General features: G+C 67.7%; 25 protein-coding genes. 22 read left to right on the top strand and 3 right to left on the bottom strand.

Annotated elements, in window-relative coordinates:
- Positions 1–8: 8 nt before the first annotated feature.
- The 3 genes from OG861_RS13080 to OG861_RS13070 are packed head-to-tail and all read right to left on the bottom strand — an operon-like array spanning position 9 to position 5,610.
- The gene (locus OG861_RS13080; protein WP_329197489.1) at positions 9–443 is read right to left on the bottom strand and encodes a hypothetical protein; all 435 of its coding nucleotides are present in this window, start codon (positions 441–443) and stop codon (positions 9–11) included.
- Positions 440–4,987 (bottom strand): putative T7SS-secreted protein, encoded by a 4,548-nt coding sequence (locus tag OG861_RS13075; protein WP_329197491.1) that lies wholly within the window; start codon positions 4,985–4,987, stop codon positions 440–442. Before OG861_RS13075 ends, OG861_RS13080 begins: the two co-directional genes overlap by 4 nt.
- A complete protein-coding gene (locus tag OG861_RS13070; protein ID WP_329197493.1) occupies positions 4,987–5,610 on the bottom strand; it encodes a hypothetical protein in 624 nt (207 codons plus the stop codon). The genes OG861_RS13075 and OG861_RS13070 overlap by 1 nt, the downstream gene beginning before the upstream one ends.
- A 152-nt stretch (positions 5,611–5,762) precedes the next feature.
- Here OG861_RS13070 and OG861_RS13065 point away from each other — a divergent pair, with 152 nt between their 5' ends.
- From OG861_RS13065 to rplO, 22 genes are all read left to right on the top strand, one after another.
- A complete protein-coding gene (locus OG861_RS13065) occupies positions 5,763–6,962 on the top strand; it encodes a hypothetical protein (protein ID WP_329197495.1) in 1,200 nt (399 codons plus the stop codon).
- A gap of 460 nt (positions 6,963–7,422) precedes the next feature.
- A complete protein-coding gene (rpsJ, locus tag OG861_RS13060; protein ID WP_003948644.1) occupies positions 7,423–7,731 on the top strand; it encodes a 30S ribosomal protein S10 in 309 nt (102 codons plus the stop codon).
- A 14-nt stretch (positions 7,732–7,745) separates the two neighbouring features.
- The gene (rplC, locus tag OG861_RS13055; protein WP_007265899.1) at positions 7,746–8,390 is read left to right on the top strand and encodes a 50S ribosomal protein L3; all 645 of its coding nucleotides are present in this window, start codon (positions 7,746–7,748) and stop codon (positions 8,388–8,390) included.
- 5 nt (positions 8,391–8,395) lie between these two features.
- On the top strand, positions 8,396–9,046 hold the full coding sequence (gene rplD, locus OG861_RS13050) for a 50S ribosomal protein L4 (protein WP_031152736.1): 651 nt from the start codon (positions 8,396–8,398) through the stop codon (positions 9,044–9,046).
- Positions 9,046–9,369, top strand: a complete 324-nt coding sequence (gene rplW / locus OG861_RS13045; protein ID WP_037792012.1) for a 50S ribosomal protein L23 — start codon at positions 9,046–9,048, stop codon at positions 9,367–9,369. Before rplD ends, rplW begins: the two co-directional genes overlap by 1 nt.
- Before the next feature lie 40 nt (positions 9,370–9,409).
- On the top strand, positions 9,410–10,246 hold the full coding sequence (rplB, locus tag OG861_RS13040) for a 50S ribosomal protein L2 (RefSeq protein ID WP_136213227.1): 837 nt from the start codon (positions 9,410–9,412) through the stop codon (positions 10,244–10,246).
- A 12-nt stretch (positions 10,247–10,258) separates the two neighbouring features.
- Positions 10,259–10,540 carry a 30S ribosomal protein S19 gene (gene rpsS, locus OG861_RS13035; protein WP_043230274.1) on the top strand — a complete coding sequence of 94 codons (282 nt, stop codon included), beginning with the start codon at positions 10,259–10,261 and terminating at the stop codon, positions 10,538–10,540.
- Positions 10,541–10,583: 43 nt separating this feature from the next.
- Positions 10,584–10,931 (top strand): 50S ribosomal protein L22, encoded by a 348-nt coding sequence (gene rplV, locus OG861_RS13030; RefSeq protein WP_136213228.1) that lies wholly within the window; start codon positions 10,584–10,586, stop codon positions 10,929–10,931.
- A complete protein-coding gene (rpsC, locus tag OG861_RS13025; RefSeq protein ID WP_007265905.1) occupies positions 10,931–11,770 on the top strand; it encodes a 30S ribosomal protein S3 in 840 nt (279 codons plus the stop codon). Before rplV ends, rpsC begins: the two co-directional genes overlap by 1 nt.
- Positions 11,771–11,775: 5 nt before the next feature.
- On the top strand, positions 11,776–12,195 hold the full coding sequence (gene rplP, locus OG861_RS13020; RefSeq protein ID WP_030026326.1) for a 50S ribosomal protein L16: 420 nt from the start codon (positions 11,776–11,778) through the stop codon (positions 12,193–12,195).
- Entirely contained in the window at positions 12,195–12,419 is a 225-nt protein-coding gene (gene rpmC, locus OG861_RS13015) for a 50S ribosomal protein L29 (protein WP_008739703.1), read from the top strand. The genes rplP and rpmC overlap by 1 nt, the downstream gene beginning before the upstream one ends.
- The gene (gene rpsQ / locus OG861_RS13010) at positions 12,419–12,703 is read left to right on the top strand and encodes a 30S ribosomal protein S17 (protein ID WP_008739702.1); all 285 of its coding nucleotides are present in this window, start codon (positions 12,419–12,421) and stop codon (positions 12,701–12,703) included. Before rpmC ends, rpsQ begins: the two co-directional genes overlap by 1 nt.
- A 131-nt stretch (positions 12,704–12,834) precedes the next feature.
- Complete coding sequence (gene rplN, locus OG861_RS13005) at positions 12,835–13,203, top strand: 50S ribosomal protein L14 (RefSeq protein ID WP_003956455.1); 369 nt, start codon at positions 12,835–12,837, stop codon at positions 13,201–13,203.
- A 2-nt stretch (positions 13,204–13,205) separates the two neighbouring features.
- Complete coding sequence (gene rplX / locus OG861_RS13000; RefSeq protein WP_136213229.1) at positions 13,206–13,529, top strand: 50S ribosomal protein L24; 324 nt, start codon at positions 13,206–13,208, stop codon at positions 13,527–13,529.
- Positions 13,529–14,080 carry a 50S ribosomal protein L5 gene (gene rplE, locus OG861_RS12995; RefSeq protein ID WP_030298216.1) on the top strand — a complete coding sequence of 184 codons (552 nt, stop codon included), beginning with the start codon at positions 13,529–13,531 and terminating at the stop codon, positions 14,078–14,080. Before rplX ends, rplE begins: the two co-directional genes overlap by 1 nt.
- 5 nt (positions 14,081–14,085) lie before the next feature.
- Positions 14,086–14,271, top strand: a complete 186-nt coding sequence (locus OG861_RS12990) for a type Z 30S ribosomal protein S14 (RefSeq protein WP_003956452.1) — start codon at positions 14,086–14,088, stop codon at positions 14,269–14,271.
- Between the two features lie 222 nt (positions 14,272–14,493).
- On the top strand, positions 14,494–14,892 hold the full coding sequence (gene rpsH / locus OG861_RS12985) for a 30S ribosomal protein S8 (protein WP_007265911.1): 399 nt from the start codon (positions 14,494–14,496) through the stop codon (positions 14,890–14,892).
- A 20-nt stretch (positions 14,893–14,912) separates the two neighbouring features.
- A complete protein-coding gene (rplF, locus tag OG861_RS12980; RefSeq protein WP_053682616.1) occupies positions 14,913–15,452 on the top strand; it encodes a 50S ribosomal protein L6 in 540 nt (179 codons plus the stop codon).
- Positions 15,453–15,454: 2 nt separating this feature from the next.
- Complete coding sequence (gene rplR, locus OG861_RS12975) at positions 15,455–15,838, top strand: 50S ribosomal protein L18 (protein ID WP_030026334.1); 384 nt, start codon at positions 15,455–15,457, stop codon at positions 15,836–15,838.
- Between the two features lie 45 nt (positions 15,839–15,883).
- A complete protein-coding gene (gene rpsE, locus OG861_RS12970; protein ID WP_030298218.1) occupies positions 15,884–16,489 on the top strand; it encodes a 30S ribosomal protein S5 in 606 nt (201 codons plus the stop codon).
- Complete coding sequence (gene rpmD / locus OG861_RS12965) at positions 16,489–16,671, top strand: 50S ribosomal protein L30 (RefSeq protein ID WP_053682614.1); 183 nt, start codon at positions 16,489–16,491, stop codon at positions 16,669–16,671. The genes rpsE and rpmD overlap by 1 nt, the downstream gene beginning before the upstream one ends.
- A gap of 2 nt (positions 16,672–16,673) precedes the next feature.
- Positions 16,674–17,129: a 50S ribosomal protein L15 gene (gene rplO, locus OG861_RS12960; protein ID WP_030154704.1), complete on the top strand. Its 456-nt coding sequence runs from the start codon at positions 16,674–16,676 to the stop codon at positions 17,127–17,129.
- Positions 17,130–17,249: the final 120 nt, after the last annotated feature.

The raw sequence follows: 17,249 nt of genomic DNA, 5'->3' as shown, positions 1-17,249 counted from the left end.
GGGCGACTCTATGGCGCCACCAGGATCCTGAAGCCCTCAAGGGCGGCCCGATAGTCGTCTGCCACGCCGTCGGAGGGCAGGGAGCCGAGATGCGTGCGTGCCAGTTCCTCCGCCGCTGCAAGAACGGTCCCCGCGAATTCGTCGGGTGCGAGGATCGAGACGGGACCGGACGGGCCGGTGGTGCGGATGCCCTTCTTGCTCCTGGCGAATGTCAGCCGGAACGAGGAGTCCACGCCCGTGAACAAGGCACTCCTTGTTCGGCCTCGCAGCAAGTCGTGCAGGCAGTCCAGGAGTTGGGTCACCGAGGCGTAGATCATCATCCCTTGATCGGGCGACTGCCCCGCCGACCGCGCTTCCCCCAGCTCGCCGACCCAGACCATGTCCCCGAGATCGAACCCACTGGACTCGCCCTGACCCGGTCGAACGGCAAATTCCACGATCACGGGACGTAGCTCTTTCCGACGGGGAAGAAGGTGATGATCCGGTTCCCGTCGTGTGAGTCCACGAGCAGGCGATAGCGGGCGGGCATGCCGTTGACAGTCATACGTTTCTCAAATACCTGCATTCGGCGGCTTGGGTCAGACACGCGATTGCCTTTCTCGATCATCTTCGCCGCGGCCTCGCCCACTTGCTCCCTGGTCGTGGAGGGAGGCATCAAATCTCCGTGGCCTGATGGGTGATTGCCCGTAATGTGGCGCTCATCTATATGCTGCCAGCCCTCTTTGGCATTCCCGTCTTCCAGCCTCGGTTTGGCTCGGCAGAGAGCCAGACCGAGGGGGTCCACCCATTCCAGCGGGTTGGGTCCGTACCAGCATGGATTCGGGCCACCGGAGAGGCCCAGGGGGTCCGGGGTGAGGTAGCGGGCCGTTTCGGGGTCGTAGGTGCGGAAGACGTTGTGGTGGAGGCCCGACTCGGGGTCGAAGTACTGGCCCGGGAAGCGGAGCGGGGTGTAGGCCGTCGCGTCGCGGTTCCAGGTGGTGGTGCCCCAGAGGGTGGCGCGGGTGCGCCACGCCGTGGTGCCGTCCTCGGTGAGGAGCTCGGTCGGGGTGCCGATGAGGTCGGTGACGATGGCGAAGAAGCGGTCGTCCACCGTGTCGTCGTCGATGTGCTCGGACTGGGTGAGCGGGTGCAGGCCCTGATGGGTCCAGGTGAGGGTGACCGGGCCGGTGGACTGTTCGCACAGGGTGGCGCCGTCCCAGGTGAAGGTGGTTTCCTCCACGACCGCGCCGGCCGGCGACAGGCGTTGCTTCGCCGTGCGGCGGCCCAGCGGGTCGTACGTGTACCGCCAGCGGGTGCCGTCCGGAGTGGTGACCGCCGACAGCTGGTCCTCGGCGTTCCACTCGTACCGCCAGGTCTCCGGCTTGCGGGAGAGCCGGGTCTTGCGGCGCACGGTCACCCGGCCGAGTGCGTCGTGCTCGTAGCGGACCGCCCCCGCGCGGGTGATGCGGGTGCCCGTGTACGAGCGGCCGCCCTGCGCGTCGGCGCCCGGGTGGCGGTCCGGCCAGGTGGCGTGGGTCTGGTTGCCCGCCTCGTCGTAGGTGTACCGCTCCGACCACGATCCGGCGTCCACCGCCGTCACGCGGGCGGCCGCGTCGAGGGTGAACGTCCGCGGGCCGGTCAGGGAGTCGTCGATCCCGGTGAGGTAGCCGTCCGCACGGTAGCTGTAGCCCCGGCGCCGGAGGGTACGGCCGTCCCGGCCGACCACCGTCCGGGAGGAGAGCCGGCCCAGGGGGTCGTACTCGTGGGTGAGGGCGAGGCCGGGGCCCAGGGTGCGGGTGAGTTCCTGTCCTGCCGCATCGCGCTCGAAGGTGATCGTGCGACCGGCCGTCGTCAGTGCGGTGCGGTGCCCCGCCGCGTCGTACGTCCAGTGGGACTGCGCCCCGCTGGGCGTGGTGCGGGTCGTCCGACGGCCCAGGGCGTCGTAGGCGTAGGTGAGCGTGCGGCCGTCGACCGTTTCCGCCAGGACCCGTCCCGTCCCGTCGCGGAGCCAGGTGACCGAGGACTCCGGCGAGATCAGTGAGGCCAAGCGGTCGGAGCCGTCGTAGCCGTAAACCGTCGAGCCCGACGCCGTCGTCTTGCGGGTGAACTGTCCGAGCTCGTTGCGGGTGTAGGTGGTGCGGGCGCCCAGTGTGTCGGTGCGGGCGGTGAGGGCGCCGGCCGCGTCGTACTCGTAGGTGAGGCTGCGACCGTCGAAGTCCGATTCCGAGGTCGGCAGGCCCGTGGGGGAGTACGTGTAACTCCACCTCATACCCTGCGGGTTGGTGACCTGCGTCAGGCGCAGTTCGGTGTCGTGGTCGAACGTGTGGCGTGCGCCGTCGGGACCGGTGCGGGCGGTCAGGAGGTCGAAATCGCCGTACTCGTTGACGGTCACCCCGCCCGCGGCGTCGGTGTGCGTCAGGCAGTTGCCCTCCCCGTCGTACGTCCACGATTCCGACGTGCCGTCCGGGTGCACGCGTCGCAGCAGCCGGCCCTCGGTGCTCCAGGTGTGGCGGGTCGTACGGCCCAGGGGATCCGTGACGGTCACCGGGCGGCCGAAGGCGTCGCGGGTGTAGGTGGTGGTGGCGCCGAGGGGGTCCGTGGCCGAGACGAGGAGTCCGGCCCGGTCCAAGACGAAGGCACTCGTGTGGCCGAGGGCGTCCGTCACCGAGGACAGGTGACCGCGCGCGTCGTAGGCGAAGTGGGTGGTGGCACCCGTGGGATCGGTCGTCGAGGTGCGGTTGCCCCGTTCGTCGTACGTGTGGGTCGTCGTCGCGCCGTCCGCCGACACGAGCGTCACCGGCAGGCCCGAGGCGTCGTACCGCGCCCGCGAGACCTTGCCGTCCGGGCGGGTCACGGAGGTGAGGCGGCCGGCCTCGTCGTACTCCAGGCGGACGGTGCGGCCGAGCGGGTCCGTACGGGACAGCAGCCGGTCGTACCGGTCGTACTCGCAGTGCGTCGTCAGCCCCGCCGCGTCGAGCTCCGCGACGACCTGGGCGCGTTCGTTGATCACGTACCGCTTGCGGTGGCCCAGGGAGTCCGTGAGCGTCGTGACGCCGTCCTCGTAGGCGAACCTGATGTTGAGGTGGCCGTTCGTACCGGACTGGGCGATGCAGCGGTGCCGCTCGTCGTAGACGTAGTCGAAGCGCCGGTCGTTGGTGTCGGTCCAGGAGGTGATCCGGCCCAGTGCGTCGTACCCGAAGCGCAGGGGCCGGCCCGAGGAGTTGGTGACCTCGGTGAGGTGGCCGTCCGTGTAGCCGTAGCGCAGGCCTTCGGTGCCGTCCGCCAGGGACAGGCCGGTTATTCGGCCACCCGAAGAGGTCAGGCGCAGCTCGTAGCCGCCGCTGTGGGAGATCGACAGCGGGGCGCCGGTCGTGTCGTCGTACGTGTACACGATCCAGGCGCCGTTGCGGTCGTCCAGCTGGGTGAGGACGCCGTCCTCCGCGAAATGGCGTACGTGGCCCGACTCGGGGTCGGTGACCGTGTAGCCGCCGTCCGGGTCGAGCGTCAGCGGCCATCGCCGGCCGTGGGAGGGGAGGACGGGTGGGCCGGCCTGCTCCGGGTGCGGGTAGGCCAGCAGGCTTCCGTCCTCGCAGACGAGGATCACGCCCTCGGCGTCGGTCTCCAGCCGCTGGTCGACCGTCGATGCCCAGGTGGGGCCGAACCAGCGGCCCGAGCGGTACGAGGACTCGAAGGTCCGGGTGAAGACGAGCGGGAACGAGCCCGGCAGGACGAGGTCGGTCTGCGGGAGCAGCATCCGGCCCGTCGCCACGTCGACCGGGTCCCCCTCGCACGGGACGTCCTTCTTCTCGCGGGCGCCGGGCCCCTCGTTCCCGTGGAGCGCCTCACGGGTCGAGGGCGTGTGTGCGGACGCCGGCCGCTGCGGCAGCTTGGGCGGCTTGGGCAGTTCGCCGTTGGCCAGCCGGCTCAGGAAGGAGGTCCTGCGCAGCGGACCGGTGACGGCGCTCGTCCCCTTCGCCCCGGCGACCTCGGCATAGATCTTGCCGATCCCCTCGTCGGGGTCCTTCATGAACTGCACGTACATCAGGGAACCGGCCCCGACGGGATCGTTGGCCATCGTCAGCATGCCGACGCCCAGGCCGCTGAGCCGCATCTTGTATTCGGTCGGATGCATGCGGTTGTACGGATCCAGGGGGTCGACCGCACGGAAGAAGTCGACCGTGGCCGCCAGCCCCTTGATGAACCCGCCGCCCTGGTGTTCCAGCCCGAGTCCGCGAATGGCCCCCTCGTAGACCAGTTGCTCGGCCACGGACGGCAGGGGCGGGGCGGCGTCCCGTGCCTTCGTCAGCGCCTGGACCGCCGTCCGGGCCGCCTCGTCGCGCTGGTGGCGCGCCTCGGCCAGCTTCTCCCGGGCCGCCTTGATGCCGTCGGCCCCCGGGTCGGTGAAGCCCATCGGACGGGCCGGCAACGGCTCCTGCTTGCTGCGGAGCGCCGCGTTGTACGTGTCGACCCACTTGTCGTAGGCCTCACGGGCCGCCTGCGACGTCTTCACGGCGGTCGTGTACTCGTCCAGGGCTTCCCGGGCGCGGCCCTGGGCCCACTCCACCGTGTCCGCGAACCGGTTCAGGGCCCCTGCCGCCGTCTCGAAGGCGTCCGCTGCCTTGAACCACTTCGGCGGCTGCTTCTGGGCGAGCACCCGGAAGCCTTCGGCGGCCGCACCTTTGATGCCGTCCTCGTCCAGGCCCTTGAGGCCCTCGCCGGTCTTGTCGAAGGCCGCCTGGAAGTCGGCCAAGTGGGAGGCGGTCGCGCGGAGTTTGGACGGGCTGCCGTGGACCAGCTTCTTCGGGTCGTCGGTGTGGCCCAGCTCGGCCTCTGCGACCTCCGCGCCGAGACGGTTCGCGACCTTGTCCGTGCCGTCCCGCACGACATCGGCGGCCTCGTGGAGTCCTACTTCGTCGAGCCCGGCCCCCGCCTTGTCGCCCACCCATTCGACGCCCTCGCCGACGGCCTTTTTACCGGCGTCCAGCCACCCCTGCAGGTCGTGCCCCATCAGCGTTCACCCTGCTGCGGGGCGTCGTGCTCCGCCTGGTGCGCCCGTTCCCGGACGAGGGCGAGGGCCGAGGGGTCCAGCTGGCCGAGATCGGCCGCTCCGTCCAGCAGGCGGGCGCTGTTGCCCTTCGTCACCGCGTCCCGCTTGGCCTGTTCCCATTGCTGCCCGAACTCGTCGCGCGCCTTCTGGGCCTCTTCCGGGGTCTCGTGGCGGAACGGTGCCTTGATCTCGTCCCAGGAGGTCCTCTCGGCCGTGTCCTCGTCGGCGTGCGGATTGCCGATCACGGAGTTGGCCGCGACCTTGAACGTGCCCCTGCGGTACTGGTCCTCCTCCCAGATCATCCCCGCCGAGATGTTCAGCGCGGCGGTCAGGCCGCTGACCTCCTCGACCAGGGCGCGCACTCCCCAGTCCCAGCGCGTGCAGAGGTCGTGGAAGACGGCGGTGACGTCCGGGTGGCCGGCCTCCATGCCGGTCAGCGTGAGCTTTTCGAGCCCGGCTCCCACCGTCGCGCCGGCGTCCGGCGCGAACTCGCGCAGTTCGGCGATCGCCCCGCGCAGGCCGGCCGTGATGTTTTTGACGGCGACCGGGTCCATCTCCAGGTCTTTGCCGTTGTCGGCGTTCAAGATCCACCCCCATGGTTCGGGCAAGGGTATGCGGCGCCCCGGACAGGGGGGTGCCAGGTGGTGCGGATTTGGTCAGGGGGTGGAAAACGGCTGGTCCGGGGGGTGTGAGAGGCTCCGCAGCGCATGGTGTGGACATCTCAAGGGGGGGCGTTGTGGGGAACAACGACGACGCGCGCAGAACCGGCGTTTCCGACGAGGAGTGGGCGCGGTTCGTGCGGGACGCCGAGGCCGGGGTGGGGGAGGCCCCGAAGGAGCCGTCGGCGCGGGCGAGGATGGTGACCGAGCGGCTGCGCCGCCAGGACGAGGAGCGGGCCGCGCGGGAGCGGGGCTGGAAGGGGCGCAAGGCCCGCAAGGCCCGGCAGGCAGCCGAGCCCGCCGGATGGCGGACCGGGCCGGCCTGGCAGGAGAGGGAAGGCCGCGGGAAGGGCAAGCGGCGGCTCAAGGCGACCGCGGCCATCGTGTTCATCGCGGCGCTCGCGCTGATCGCCGTACGGCCGGAGCTGGTGATCGACCGGCTCACCGGCAAGGCGGAGGCCAGGAAGGACGCCCGGAACGCCGCGCCGCTGCCCGGCGAGACCGCGCGTCCGACGGCCGCGCCCGCCCAGCAGTACCCGGACCAACCGACCCTCCAGGACCCCTTCCGGGGCTCGCCGGCGCTCCAGTGGGCCGATGGCGCCGCCGGGATCGAGCTGCCCGAGGCCAAGGCCGTGGGCGGGCTGTCCAAGGAGCAGGTGGCCGACGCGGTCGCGAAGACCGGCCGGCTGCTGGCGGCTGCCAATCTGGAGCCCGCCACCCTGCGCGGCGAGCGCCCGCAGGCGGCGCTGGACCTGCTGGACCCGCTCCAGGACGACGGCCGCGGGCTGATGGAGAAGGCTCTGGTCCGGCCGTCCAAGGACGCCGACCCGTTGTGGCTGTTCAGCCGTTTCGATCCGGCGCACGCGCGGGTGCACGGCGACGTGGTCAAGACGCGCGGGCGCATGTGGTTCGACAGCACCCGCTCCGGTGAGGTGCTGGTGCACTCCGACTACACCTTCGTCTACCCGCTGGTGCAGGCGCGGACCGGTGCGGACGAGGTGGCGCGCACCATCGTGCGGCGGGAGCTCACCGTGGCCCTGGCGGACCCCGAACGGATAGCGGCGACTCCCGGCAAGCTGCAGATCGTCAGCTGGTCCGAGTCGGCGGGCAACGACGACTGCTCCCGCGACGGCGAGGGCTATCTCCACCCGATGTTCGCGGCCGACCGGCAGACCCGGCCGTCATCGGGAGCGACGGGACCGCTCACCGATCCCTACGACCGCAGCAAGGACGTGGCGGCGCTGCCGAAGGAGTGCGGGACGGTCTCCCGCTCCTGACCCGGGCCCCGCAGTGGCTCCCCGTCGCGGGGCAGGTTTGACGTGTCCGCGCGGCGGGGTATTGTTCTGCGCCCGATTGGCGCAGTACGTGTCTCGTGTGGCAGACTACTCAAGTTGCTCGGTTGAGTGCCGATGCTGCGCGCCTCCCGCCGGGAGGACCGGAAGCGAGTCCCACAGTACTCGTCGCCTCTATCTGTCCCTCGGGGCAGCAATGGGGGCGGACGTACGGGAATCTTTCGGGAAGTGTCAGCACGGGGCCCACCAGGCACCCGGTGGGTGTTTCTCCCCCGAACCGCGGTCTCGGTACCGCACCCCCTTGGACGAGGGAATTTCCGTATGGGAATTTTCTTGGAGGGAGTGCGACACGCCCGACCGCGTGGGTCGGAGAGAAGCGGTGGAGGTATCCACAGCCGCCCGGGAGCCAGAGCGTTTCCACAACAGACAGGACTACGGAGTAGCCATGGCGGGACAGAAGATCCGCATCCGGCTCAAGGCCTACGACCACGAGGTCATCGACTCCTCGGCGAAGAAGATCGTCGAGACGGTGACGCGCACTGGTGCGTCGGTCGCGGGCCCGGTGCCGCTGCCCACTGAGAAGAACGTGTACTGCGTCATCAAGTCGCCGCACAAGTACAAGGACTCGCGCGAGCACTTCGAGATGCGCACGCACAAGCGCCTGATCGACATCCTCGACCCGACTCCCAAGACCGTTGACTCGCTGATGCGCCTGGACCTTCCGGCCGGCGTTGACATCGAGATCAAGCTCTGAGAGGCGTCGAGAAGATGGCAAAGCAGATCAAGGGCGTCCTGGGCGAGAAGCTCGGCATGACCCAGGTCTGGGACGAGAACAACCGTGTCGTCCCGGTGACCGTGGTCAAGGCCGGACCCTGCGTCGTTACCCAGGTCCGTACGAACGACATCGACGGCTACGAGTCGGTCCAGATCGCCTTCGGCGAGATCGACCCGCGCAAGGTGAACAAGCCCCTCAAGGGCCACTTCGCCAAGGCCGACGTGACCCCCCGCCGCCACCTGGTGGAGCTCCGCACCTCCGACGCCAGCGAGTACACGCTCGGCCAGGAGATCACTGCTGAGGTGTTCGAGTCCGGCGTCAAGGTCGACGTCACGGGCAACAGCAAGGGCAAGGGCTTCGCCGGTGTCATGAAGCGGCACAACTTCCGGGGCCTCGGCGCCGGTCACGGTGTGCAGCGCAAGCACCGCTCCCCCGGTTCGATCGGTGGCTGCGCCACCCCTGGGCGTGTCTTCAAGGGCATGCGCATGGCTGGTCGTATGGGCAACGAGCGCGTCACCACCCAGAACCTGACCATCCACGCGGTAGACGCGGAGAAGGGTCTGCTCCTCATCAAGGGCGCAGTCCCCGGTCCGAACGGCGGCCTCGTCCTGGTCCGTACCGCGGCCAAGGGGGCTTGAGGTTAATGAGCACCATTGACATCCTTTCGCCGGCAGGCGACAAGGCCGGTACCGTCGAGCTCCCCGCGGAGATCTTCGACGCGAAGACCAGCGTTCCGCTGATCCACCAGGTCGTCGTCGCACAGCTGGCCGCTGCCCGTCAGGGCACGCACAAGACCAAGACCCGTGGCGAAGTCCGTGGTGGTGGCCGCAAGCCGTACCGCCAGAAGGGCACCGGCCGCGCGCGTCAGGGTTCCACCCGCGCTCCGCAGTTCGCCGGCGGTGGCGTCGTCCACGGCCCGCAGCCGCGTGACTACTCGCAGCGGACCCCGAAGAAGATGAAGGTCGCCGCCCTCCGCGGTGCCCTCTCGGACCGCGCGCGTCACTCCCGCATCCACGTCGTCACCGGCGTGGTCGAGGGTGCCGCCTCCACGAAGGCCGCCAAGACGCTGTTCGGCAAGATCTCGGAGCGCAAGAACCTGCTCCTGGTCGTCGAGCGCGCCGACGAGGCCGCGTGGCTGTCCGCCCGCAACCTGCCCCAGGTTCACATCCTGGAGCCGGGCCAGCTGAACACGTACGACGTGATCGTCTCTGACGACGTGGTCTTCACCCAGGCCGCGCTGGAGTCCTTCGTGTCTGGCCCCAAGGCCGACGAGACCGAAGGGAGCGACGCCTGATGTCTGAGGCGACCGTTACCAGCAAGACCTTCACTGACCCGCGCGACCTGCTGATCAAGCCGGTTGTCTCGGAGAAGAGCTACGCGCTGCTGGACGAGAACAAGTACACGTTCATCGTCGCGCCTGGCGCCAACAAGACCCAGATCAAGCAGGCCGTCGAGGCGGTCTTCTCGGTCAAGGTCACCGGGGTCAACACGATCAACCGTCAGGGTAAGCGCAAGCGCACCAAGACCGGTTTCGGCAAGCGCGCCAACACCAAGCGCGCCATCGTGACCCTCGCTGAGGGCGACCGAATCGACATCTTCGGCGGCCAGGCCTCCTAACGGAGTCCTGAGTCGTCCGGAATCGGACGAGGACTGAGAAATGGGTATCCGCAAGTACAAGCCGACGACCCCGGGCCGTCGTGGCTCCAGCGTCGCCGACTTTGTCGAGATCACGCGGTCCACGCCGGAGAAGTCGCTGGTTCGCCCGCTGCACAGCAAGGGCGGCCGTAACAACACCGGTCGGATCACCGTTCGCCACCAGGGTGGTGGACACAAGCGCGCCTACCGCGTGATCGACTTCCGTCGTCACGACAAGGACGGCGTGCCGGCCAAGGTCGCGCACATCGAGTACGACCCCAACCGCACCGCGCGCATCGCGCTGCTGCACTACGCCGACGGCGAGAAGCGCTACATCATCGCGCCGCGCGGTCTGCAGCAGGGTGACCGGATTGAGAACGGCCCGACGGCCGACATCAAGCCCGGCAACAACCTGGCGCTGCGCAACATCCCGGTTGGTACGACCATCCACGCGATCGAGCTGCGTCCCGGCGGCGGTGCGAAGTTCGCCCGCTCCGCGGGTGCGTCCGTGCAGCTGCTGGCGAAGGAGGGCACCATGGCCCACCTCCGCATGCCGTCCGGCGAGATCCGTCTCGTCGACGCGCGCTGCCGCGCCACGGTCGGCGAGGTCGGCAACGCCGAGCAGTCGAACATCAACTGGGGCAAGGCCGGCCGCATGCGCTGGAAGGGCGTTCGCCCGTCCGTCCGCGGTGTCGCGATGAACCCGGTTGACCACCCGCACGGTGGTGGTGAGGGCAAGACCAGCGGTGGTCGCCACCCGGTCTCCCCGTGGGGTCAGAAGGAGGGTCGTACTCGCTCGCCGAAGAAGGCTTCGAGCAAGTACATCGTCCGCCGCCGCAAGACGAACAAGAAGCGCTAGGAGCGGGTTTAGATGCCGCGCAGTCTCAAGAAGGGACCCTTCGTCGACGGACACCTCATCAAGAAGGTGGACGCTCAGAACGAAGCTGGTACCAAGAACGTCATCAAGACCTGGTCCCGTCGCTCGATGATCATCCCGGCCATGCTGGGTCACACCATCGCGGTGCACAACGGCAAGACCCACGTCCCGGTGTTCGTCACCGAGTCGATGGTCGGCCACAAGCTCGGCGAGTTCTCGCCGACTCGCACCTTCCGCGGCCACGTCAAGGACGACCGGAAGTCGAAGCGCCGCTAAAGGCGGGGTGGTAACGACTATGACTTACACCGAAGGGACAACCATGGAAGCCAGGGCCCAGGCGCGGTACATCCGCGTCACGCCCATGAAGGCCCGCCGCGTGGTGGACCTTATCCGTGGCATGGATGCCACGGAGGCTCAGGCGGTCCTGCGTTTCGCCCCGCAGGCCGCGAGCGTGCCGGTCGGCAAGGTGCTGGACAGCGCCATTGCCAACGCCGCACACAACTACAACCACCCGGACGCTTCTTCGCTGTTCATCAGCGAGGCGTTCGTGGACGAGGGTCCGACCCTGAAGCGGTTCCGTCCGCGTGCCCAGGGCCGTGCCTACCGGATCCGCAAGCGGACCAGCCACATCACCGTGGTCGTCAGCAGCAAGGAAGGTTCCCGGTAATGGGCCAGAAGGTAAACCCGCACGGGTTCCGGCTCGGCATCACCACCGACTTCAAGTCGCGTTGGTACGCCGACAAGCTGTACAAGGACTACGTCAAGGAAGACGTCGCCATCCGTCGGATGATGACGTCCGGCATGGAGCGCGCCGGCATCTCGAAGGTTGAGATCGAGCGCACCCGTGACCGCGTGCGTGTGGACATCCACACCGCTCGTCCGGGCATCGTCATCGGCCGCCGTGGCGCCGAGGCCGACCGCATCCGCGGTGACCTCGAGAAGCTCACGGGCAAGCAGGTCCAGCTGAACATCCTCGAGGTCAAGAACCCCGAGCTCGATGCCCAGCTGGTCGCCCAGGCCGTTGCCGAGCAGCTCTCCTCCCGCGTCTCCTTCCGTCGTGCCATGCGCAAGAGCATGCAGGGCACGATGAAGGCCGGCGCCAAGGGCATCAAGATCCAGTGTGGCGGTCGTCTCGGCGGCGCCGAGATGTCCCGCTCCGAGTTCTACCGCGAGGGTCGTGTGCCGCTGCACACGCTGCGCGCGAACGTGGACTACGGCTTCTTCGAGGCCAAGACCACCTTCGGCCGTATCGGTGTGAAGGTCTGGATCTACAAGGGCGACGTCAAGAACATCGCCGAGGTTCGCGCCGAGAACGCTGCGGCCCGTGCGGGTAACCGCCCGGCCCGTGGTGCCGGCGCTGGCGACCGTCCCGCCGGCCGTGGTGGCCGTGGTGGCGAGCGCGGCGGCCGTGGTGGCCGCAAGCCGCAGCAGGCTGCTGGTGCCGAGGCCCCCAAGGCCGACGCTCCCGCCGCCGCTCCGGCCGAGAGCACCGGAACGGAGGCCTGACCGACATGCTGATCCCTCGTAGGGTCAAGCACCGCAAGCAGCACCACCCGAAGCGCCGCGGTATGGCCAAGGGCGGTACTGAGGTCTCGTTCGGCGAGTACGGCATCCAGGCGCTGACCCCGGCGTACGTGACGAACCGCCAGATCGAGGCGGCTCGTATCGCGATGACCCGCCACATCAAGCGTGGCGGCAAGGTCTGGATCAACATCTACCCGGACCGTCCGCTGACGAAGAAGCCCGCCGAGACCCGCATGGGTTCCGGTAAGGGTTCTCCCGAGTGGTGGATCGCGAACGTGCACCCGGGCCGGGTCATGTTCGAGCTGTCCTACCCGAACGAGAAGATTGCTCGTGAGGCGCTCACCCGCGCTGCTCACAAGCTTCCGATGAAGTGCCGGATTGTTCGGCGCGAGGCAGGTGAGTCGTGATGGCGACGGGAACCAAGGCGTCCGAGCTGCGTGAGCTCGGCAACGAGGAGCTCGTTGGCAAGCTGCGCGAGGCCAAGGAAGAGCTGTTCAAGCTGCGCTTCCAGGCGGCCACGGGTCAGCTGGAGAACAACGGCCGGCTCAAGTCCGTCCGTAAGGACATCGCTCGCATCTACACCCTGATGCACGAGCGTGAGCTCGGTATCGAGACGGTGGAGAGCGCCTGATGAGCGAGAAGAACGTGACTGAGACCACTGAGCAGCGCGGTTTCCGCAAGACCCGCGAGGGTCTGGTCGTCAGCGACAAGATGGACAAGACCGTCGTCGTCGCCGTCGAGGACCGCGTCAAGCACGCCCTGTACGGCAAGGTCATCCGCCGTACGAACAAGCTCAAGGCTCACGACGAGCAGAACGCTGCCGGTGTCGGCGACCGCGTCCTCATCATGGAGACGCGTCCGCTGTCGGCGAGCAAGCGCTGGCGCATCGTCGAGATCCTCGAGAAGGCCAAGTAAGGAACCTCGCGCGAGCGAGTTCCGCCAGACATAGCCTGGGGGGTTTCCCTCAGGTCAGTTCCGCCAGGCTCGGCGAGGGGCTCCGGTAACGGACCCCCCGCCGGGAACCGGCAGACAATCAGGAGATAGACGTGATCCAGCAGGAGTCGCGACTGCGTGTCGCCGACAACACTGGTGCCAAGGAAATCCTTTGCATCCGTGTTCTCGGTGGCTCCGGTCGCCGCTACGCGGGCATCGGTGACGTCATTGTCGCCACCGTCAAGGACGCGATCCCCGGTGGCAACGTGAAGAAGGGTGACGTCGTCAAGGCGGTCATCGTTCGCACCGTCAAGGAGCGCCGCCGCCAGGACGGCTCGTACATCCGCTTCGACGAGAACGCCGCTGTCATTCTCAAGAACGACGGCGACCCTCGCGGCACCCGTATCTTCGGCCCCGTGGGCCGTGAGCTGCGCGAGAAGAAGTTCATGAAGATCATCTCGCTCGCGCCGGAGGTGCTGTAAGCATGAAGATCAAGAAGGGCGACCTGGTTCAGGTCATCACCGGTAAGGACAAGGGCAAGCAGGGCAAGGTCATCGCGGCCATGCCCAGCGAGAACCGTGTCCTCGTCGAGGGTGTCAACCGGGTCAAGAAGCACACCAAGGCCGGTCAGACCGCTGGTGGTTCGCAGACCGGTGGCATCGTGATCACCGAGGCGCCGGTCCACGTCAGCAACGTTCAGCTGGTCGTGGAAAAGGACGGCCAGAAGGTCGTCACCCGCGTCGGCTACCGCTTCGACGACGAGGGCAACAAGATCCGCGTTGCCAAGCGGACGGGTGAGGACATCTGATGGCTACCACTCCGCGTCTCAAGACGAAGTACCGCGAGGACATCGCGGGCAAGCTGCGTGAGGAGTTCTCCTACGAGAACGTCATGCAGATCCCCGGCCTCGTGAAGATCGTGGTCAACATGGGTGTGGGCGACGCCGCCCGCGACTCCAAGCTGATCGACGGCGCCATCCGCGACCTGACGACGATCACCGGTCAGAAGCCGGCCGTCACGAAGGCCCGCAAGTCCATCGCGCAGTTCAAGCTGCGTGAGGGTCAGCCGATCGGCTGCCACGTCACCCTCCGTGGTGACCGCATGTGGGAGTTCCTGGACCGTACGCTGTCGCTCGCGCTGCCGCGTATCCGTGACTTCCGTGGTCTGTCGCCGAAGCAGTTCGACGGCCGTGGCAACTACACCTTCGGTCTCACGGAGCAGGTCATGTTCCACGAGATCGACCAGGACAAGATCGACCGTACCCGGGGTATGGACATCACCGTGGTCACCACGGCGACCAACGACGACGAGGGCCGTGCCCTCCTTCGTCACCTCGGCTTCCCCTTCAAGGAGGCGTAAGCGAGATGGCGAAGAAGGCTCTCATCGCGAAGGCTGCCCGCAAGCCCAAGTTCGGTGTGCGTGCGTACACCCGCTGCCAGCGCTGCGGTCGTCCCCACTCCGTGTACCGCAAGTTCGGCCTGTGCCGCGTGTGCCTTCGTGAGATGGCTCACCGTGGCGAGCTGCCGGGCGTGACCAAGAGCTCCTGGTAGTTCCCTCCGTCCGCAAGGACTTGGGAAGTTCCAGGCACTCTCGGTAAGCATCTGGTCGGCGGATGCCCGGCCGCGCATGCCTTAGGCTTGTGTGGTTGGGCGTCCGCCGCCCATAACGACTTACTACGCCGTAGGTCCCCGCACCGCACCCGTCCCGCCACTGAGTGGGGAGAGGGATGGCGCATACAGGAAACCCCGGCGAGAGAGGCCGAAGGCCACTTCATGACCATGACTGACCCGATCGCAGACATGCTGACCCGTCTGCGTAACGCTAACTCGGCGTACCACGACACCGTCGTGATGCCGCACAGCAAGATCAAGTCGCACATCGCAGAGATCCTCAAGCAGGAGGGTTTCATCACCGGCTGGAAGGTCGAGGACGCCGAGGTCGGCAAGAACCTCGTCCTCGAGCTGAAGTTCGGGCCGAACCGTGAGCGCTCCATCGCGGGCATCAAGCGGATCTCGAAGCCCGGTCTGCGCGTGTACGCGAAGTCCACCAACCTGCCCAAGGTGCTCGGCGGCCTGGGCGTGGCGATCATCTCCACGTCCCACGGTCTCCTCACCGGCCAGCAGGCAGGCAAGAAGGGCGTAGGTGGGGAAGTCCTCGCCTACGTCTGGTAGTCGGGAACGGAGGAAAAGCAATGTCGCGAATCGGCAAGCTCCCCATCCAGGTTCCCGCCGGTGTGGACGTCACCATCGATGGCCGCACGGTCGCGGTGAAGGGCCCCAAGGGTTCCCTCTCGCACACCGTCGCTGCGCCCATCGCCGTCGCCAAGGGTGAGGACGGCGTTCTGAACGTCATCCGCCCGAACGACGAGCGTCAGAACAAGGCCCTGCACGGCCTGTCCCGCACGCTGGTGGCGAACATGATCACCGGTGTGACCACGGGGTACGTCAAGGCTCTCGAAATCAGCGGTGTCGGTTACCGCGTCGCCGCGAAGGGCTCCGACCTGGAGTTCCAGCTTGGCTACAGCCACCCGATCCTGATCGAGGCGCCCGAGGGCATCTCCTTCAAGGTCGAGTCGCCCACCAAGTTCACGGTCGAGGGCATCGACAAGCAGAAGGTCGGCGAGGTCGCCGCCAACATCCGCAAGCTGCGGAAGCCCGACCCGTACAAGGCCAAGGGTGTCAAGTACGCCGGCGAAGTCATCCGCCGCAAGGTCGGAAAGGCTGGTAAGTAGCCATGGCATACGGTGTGAAGATCGCCAAGGGCGACGCGTACAAGCGCGCTGCCAAGGCTCGCCGCCACATCCGCATCCGCAAGAACGTCTCGGGTACGGCGGAGCGTCCGCGCCTCGTCGTGACGCGTTCCAACCGCAACATCGTTGCTCAGGTCATCGACGACCTCCAGGGTCACACCCTGGCGTCCGCGTCGACCCTGGACGCTTCGATCCGCGGTGGCGAAGGCGACAAGAGCGCCCAGGCCCAGGCTGTCGGCGCGCTCGTCGCCGAGCGTGCCAAGGCCGCGGGTGTCGAGACCGTCGTGTTCGACCGCGGTGGCAACCGATACGCCGGGCGCATTGCCGCTCTGGCTGACGCCGCCCGCGAAGCCGGGCTGAAGTTCTAAGCCCCGGTTCCGGGACTCACGGACGTAACAGAGAGAGGTAATCCAATGGCTGGACCCCAGCGCCGCGGAAGCGGTGCCGGTGGCGGCGAGCGGCGGGACCGGAAGGGTCGCGACGGTGGCCCTGCCGCCGAGAAGACCGCTTACGTTGAGCGCGTTGTCGCGATCAACCGCGTCGCCAAGGTTGTCAAGGGTGGTCGCCGCTTCAGCTTCACCGCGCTGGTCGTGGTGGGCGACGGTGACGGCACTGTAGGTGTCGGTTACGGCAAGGCCAAGGAAGTTCCCGCGGCCATCGCCAAGGGTGTCGAGGAAGCCAAGAAGAACTTCTTCAAGGTTCCGCGCATCCAGGGCACCATCCCTCACCCGATCACGGGCGAGCGCGCTGCGGGCGTCGTGCTGCTGAAGCCGGCTTCCCCCGGTACCGGTGTTATCGCCGGTGGCCCGGTGCGCGCCGTTCTGGAGTGCGCCGGCGTTCACGACATCCTGTCGAAGTCGCTCGGCTCTTCCAACGCGATCAACATCGTGCACGCGACCGTGGCGGCCCTCAAGGGCCTGCAGCGTCCCGAGGAGATCGCGGCTCGCCGTGGTCTGCCCCTCGAGGACGTCGCCCCCGCGGCCCTGCTTCGTGCGCGTGCCGGGGCGGGTGCTGCGTAATGGCTCGCCTCAAGATCACGCAGACGAAGTCGTACATCGGCAGCAAGCAGAACCACCGCGACACTCTGCGTTCGCTCGGGCTCAAGCGCCTGAACGACGTGGTCGTCAAGGAGGACCGCCCCGAGTTCCGCGGAATGGTGCAGACCGTCCGCCACCTCGTGACGGTTGAGGAGGTTGACTAATCATGGCTGAGAACAGCCCGCTGAAGGCCCACAACCTCCGTCCCGCCCCCGGCGCCAAGACCGCGAAGACCCGTGTCGGTCGTGGTGAGGCGTCGAAGGGTAAGACGGCCGGTCGTGGTACGAAGGGCCAGAAGGCCCGTTACCAGATCCCGCAGCGCTTCGAGGGTGGGCAGATGCCCCTCCACATGCGCCTGCCGAAGCTCAAGGGCTTCAAGAACCCGTTCCGCACCGAGTTCCAGGTCGTCAACCTGGACAAGCTCGGCGCTCTCTACCCCGAGGGTGGAGAGGTCACGGTGGCCGACCTGGTCGCCAAGGGCGCGGTGCGCAAGAACAGCCTCGTCAAGGTCCTGGGCCAGGGCGAGATCTCCGTGGCGCTGACGGTTTCGGTTGACGCCGTTTCCGCCTCCGCCAAGGAGAAGATCGCCGCTGCCGGCGGCACCGTCACCGAGCTCGTCTAAGACGAACCCACGTGACAAATAGCTGAAACCCGACCGGGGATGCCTCACATATGGGGCATCCCCGGTTGGTCGTTCCACGGGGGGCGCAGTCGCCGGTAAGGTGGCCTGCACCTTTGCTTG

The sequence above is a fragment of the Streptomyces sp. NBC_00539 genome (assembly GCF_036346105.1).
In the GTDB taxonomy this organism is placed as follows: Bacteria; Actinomycetota; Actinomycetes; order Streptomycetales; family Streptomycetaceae; genus Streptomyces.
This window is presented reverse-complemented; position numbering and strand designations above follow the sequence as displayed.

Bases quoted from the DNA above. Each gene is read 5' to 3' on its own strand.
- rplW (WP_037792012.1), top strand. From the start codon at position 9,046: ATGTCTGAGGCGACCGTTACCAGCAAGACCTTCACTGACCCGCGCGAC.
- rplV (WP_136213228.1), top strand. From the start codon at position 10,584: ATGGAAGCCAGGGCCCAGGCGCGGTACATCCGCGTCACGCCCATGAAG.
- rplB (WP_136213227.1), top strand. From the start codon at position 9,410: ATGGGTATCCGCAAGTACAAGCCGACGACCCCGGGCCGTCGTGGCTCC.
- rplP (WP_030026326.1), top strand. From the start codon at position 11,776: ATGCTGATCCCTCGTAGGGTCAAGCACCGCAAGCAGCACCACCCGAAG.
- rpsS (WP_043230274.1), top strand. From the start codon at position 10,259: ATGCCGCGCAGTCTCAAGAAGGGACCCTTCGTCGACGGACACCTCATC.
- rplO (WP_030154704.1), top strand. From the start codon at position 16,674: ATGGCTGAGAACAGCCCGCTGAAGGCCCACAACCTCCGTCCCGCCCCC.
- rpsE (WP_030298218.1), top strand. From the start codon at position 15,884: ATGGCTGGACCCCAGCGCCGCGGAAGCGGTGCCGGTGGCGGCGAGCGG.
- rplC (WP_007265899.1), top strand. From the start codon at position 7,746: ATGGCAAAGCAGATCAAGGGCGTCCTGGGCGAGAAGCTCGGCATGACC.
- rpmD (WP_053682614.1), top strand. From the start codon at position 16,489: ATGGCTCGCCTCAAGATCACGCAGACGAAGTCGTACATCGGCAGCAAG.
- rpmC (WP_008739703.1), top strand. From the start codon at position 12,195: ATGGCGACGGGAACCAAGGCGTCCGAGCTGCGTGAGCTCGGCAACGAG.
- rplR (WP_030026334.1), top strand. From the start codon at position 15,455: ATGGCATACGGTGTGAAGATCGCCAAGGGCGACGCGTACAAGCGCGCT.
- rplF (WP_053682616.1), top strand. From the start codon at position 14,913: ATGTCGCGAATCGGCAAGCTCCCCATCCAGGTTCCCGCCGGTGTGGAC.
- rplE (WP_030298216.1), top strand. From the start codon at position 13,529: ATGGCTACCACTCCGCGTCTCAAGACGAAGTACCGCGAGGACATCGCG.
- rpsC (WP_007265905.1), top strand. From the start codon at position 10,931: ATGGGCCAGAAGGTAAACCCGCACGGGTTCCGGCTCGGCATCACCACC.
- OG861_RS12990 (WP_003956452.1), top strand. From the start codon at position 14,086: ATGGCGAAGAAGGCTCTCATCGCGAAGGCTGCCCGCAAGCCCAAGTTC.
- rpsJ (WP_003948644.1), top strand. From the start codon at position 7,423: ATGGCGGGACAGAAGATCCGCATCCGGCTCAAGGCCTACGACCACGAG.
- rpsH (WP_007265911.1), top strand. From the start codon at position 14,494: ATGACCATGACTGACCCGATCGCAGACATGCTGACCCGTCTGCGTAAC.
- rpsQ (WP_008739702.1), top strand. From the start codon at position 12,419: ATGAGCGAGAAGAACGTGACTGAGACCACTGAGCAGCGCGGTTTCCGC.
- rplX (WP_136213229.1), top strand. From the start codon at position 13,206: ATGAAGATCAAGAAGGGCGACCTGGTTCAGGTCATCACCGGTAAGGAC.
- rplD (WP_031152736.1), top strand. From the start codon at position 8,396: ATGAGCACCATTGACATCCTTTCGCCGGCAGGCGACAAGGCCGGTACC.
- OG861_RS13075 (WP_329197491.1), bottom strand. From the start codon at position 4,987: ATGGGGCACGACCTGCAGGGGTGGCTGGACGCCGGTAAAAAGGCCGTC.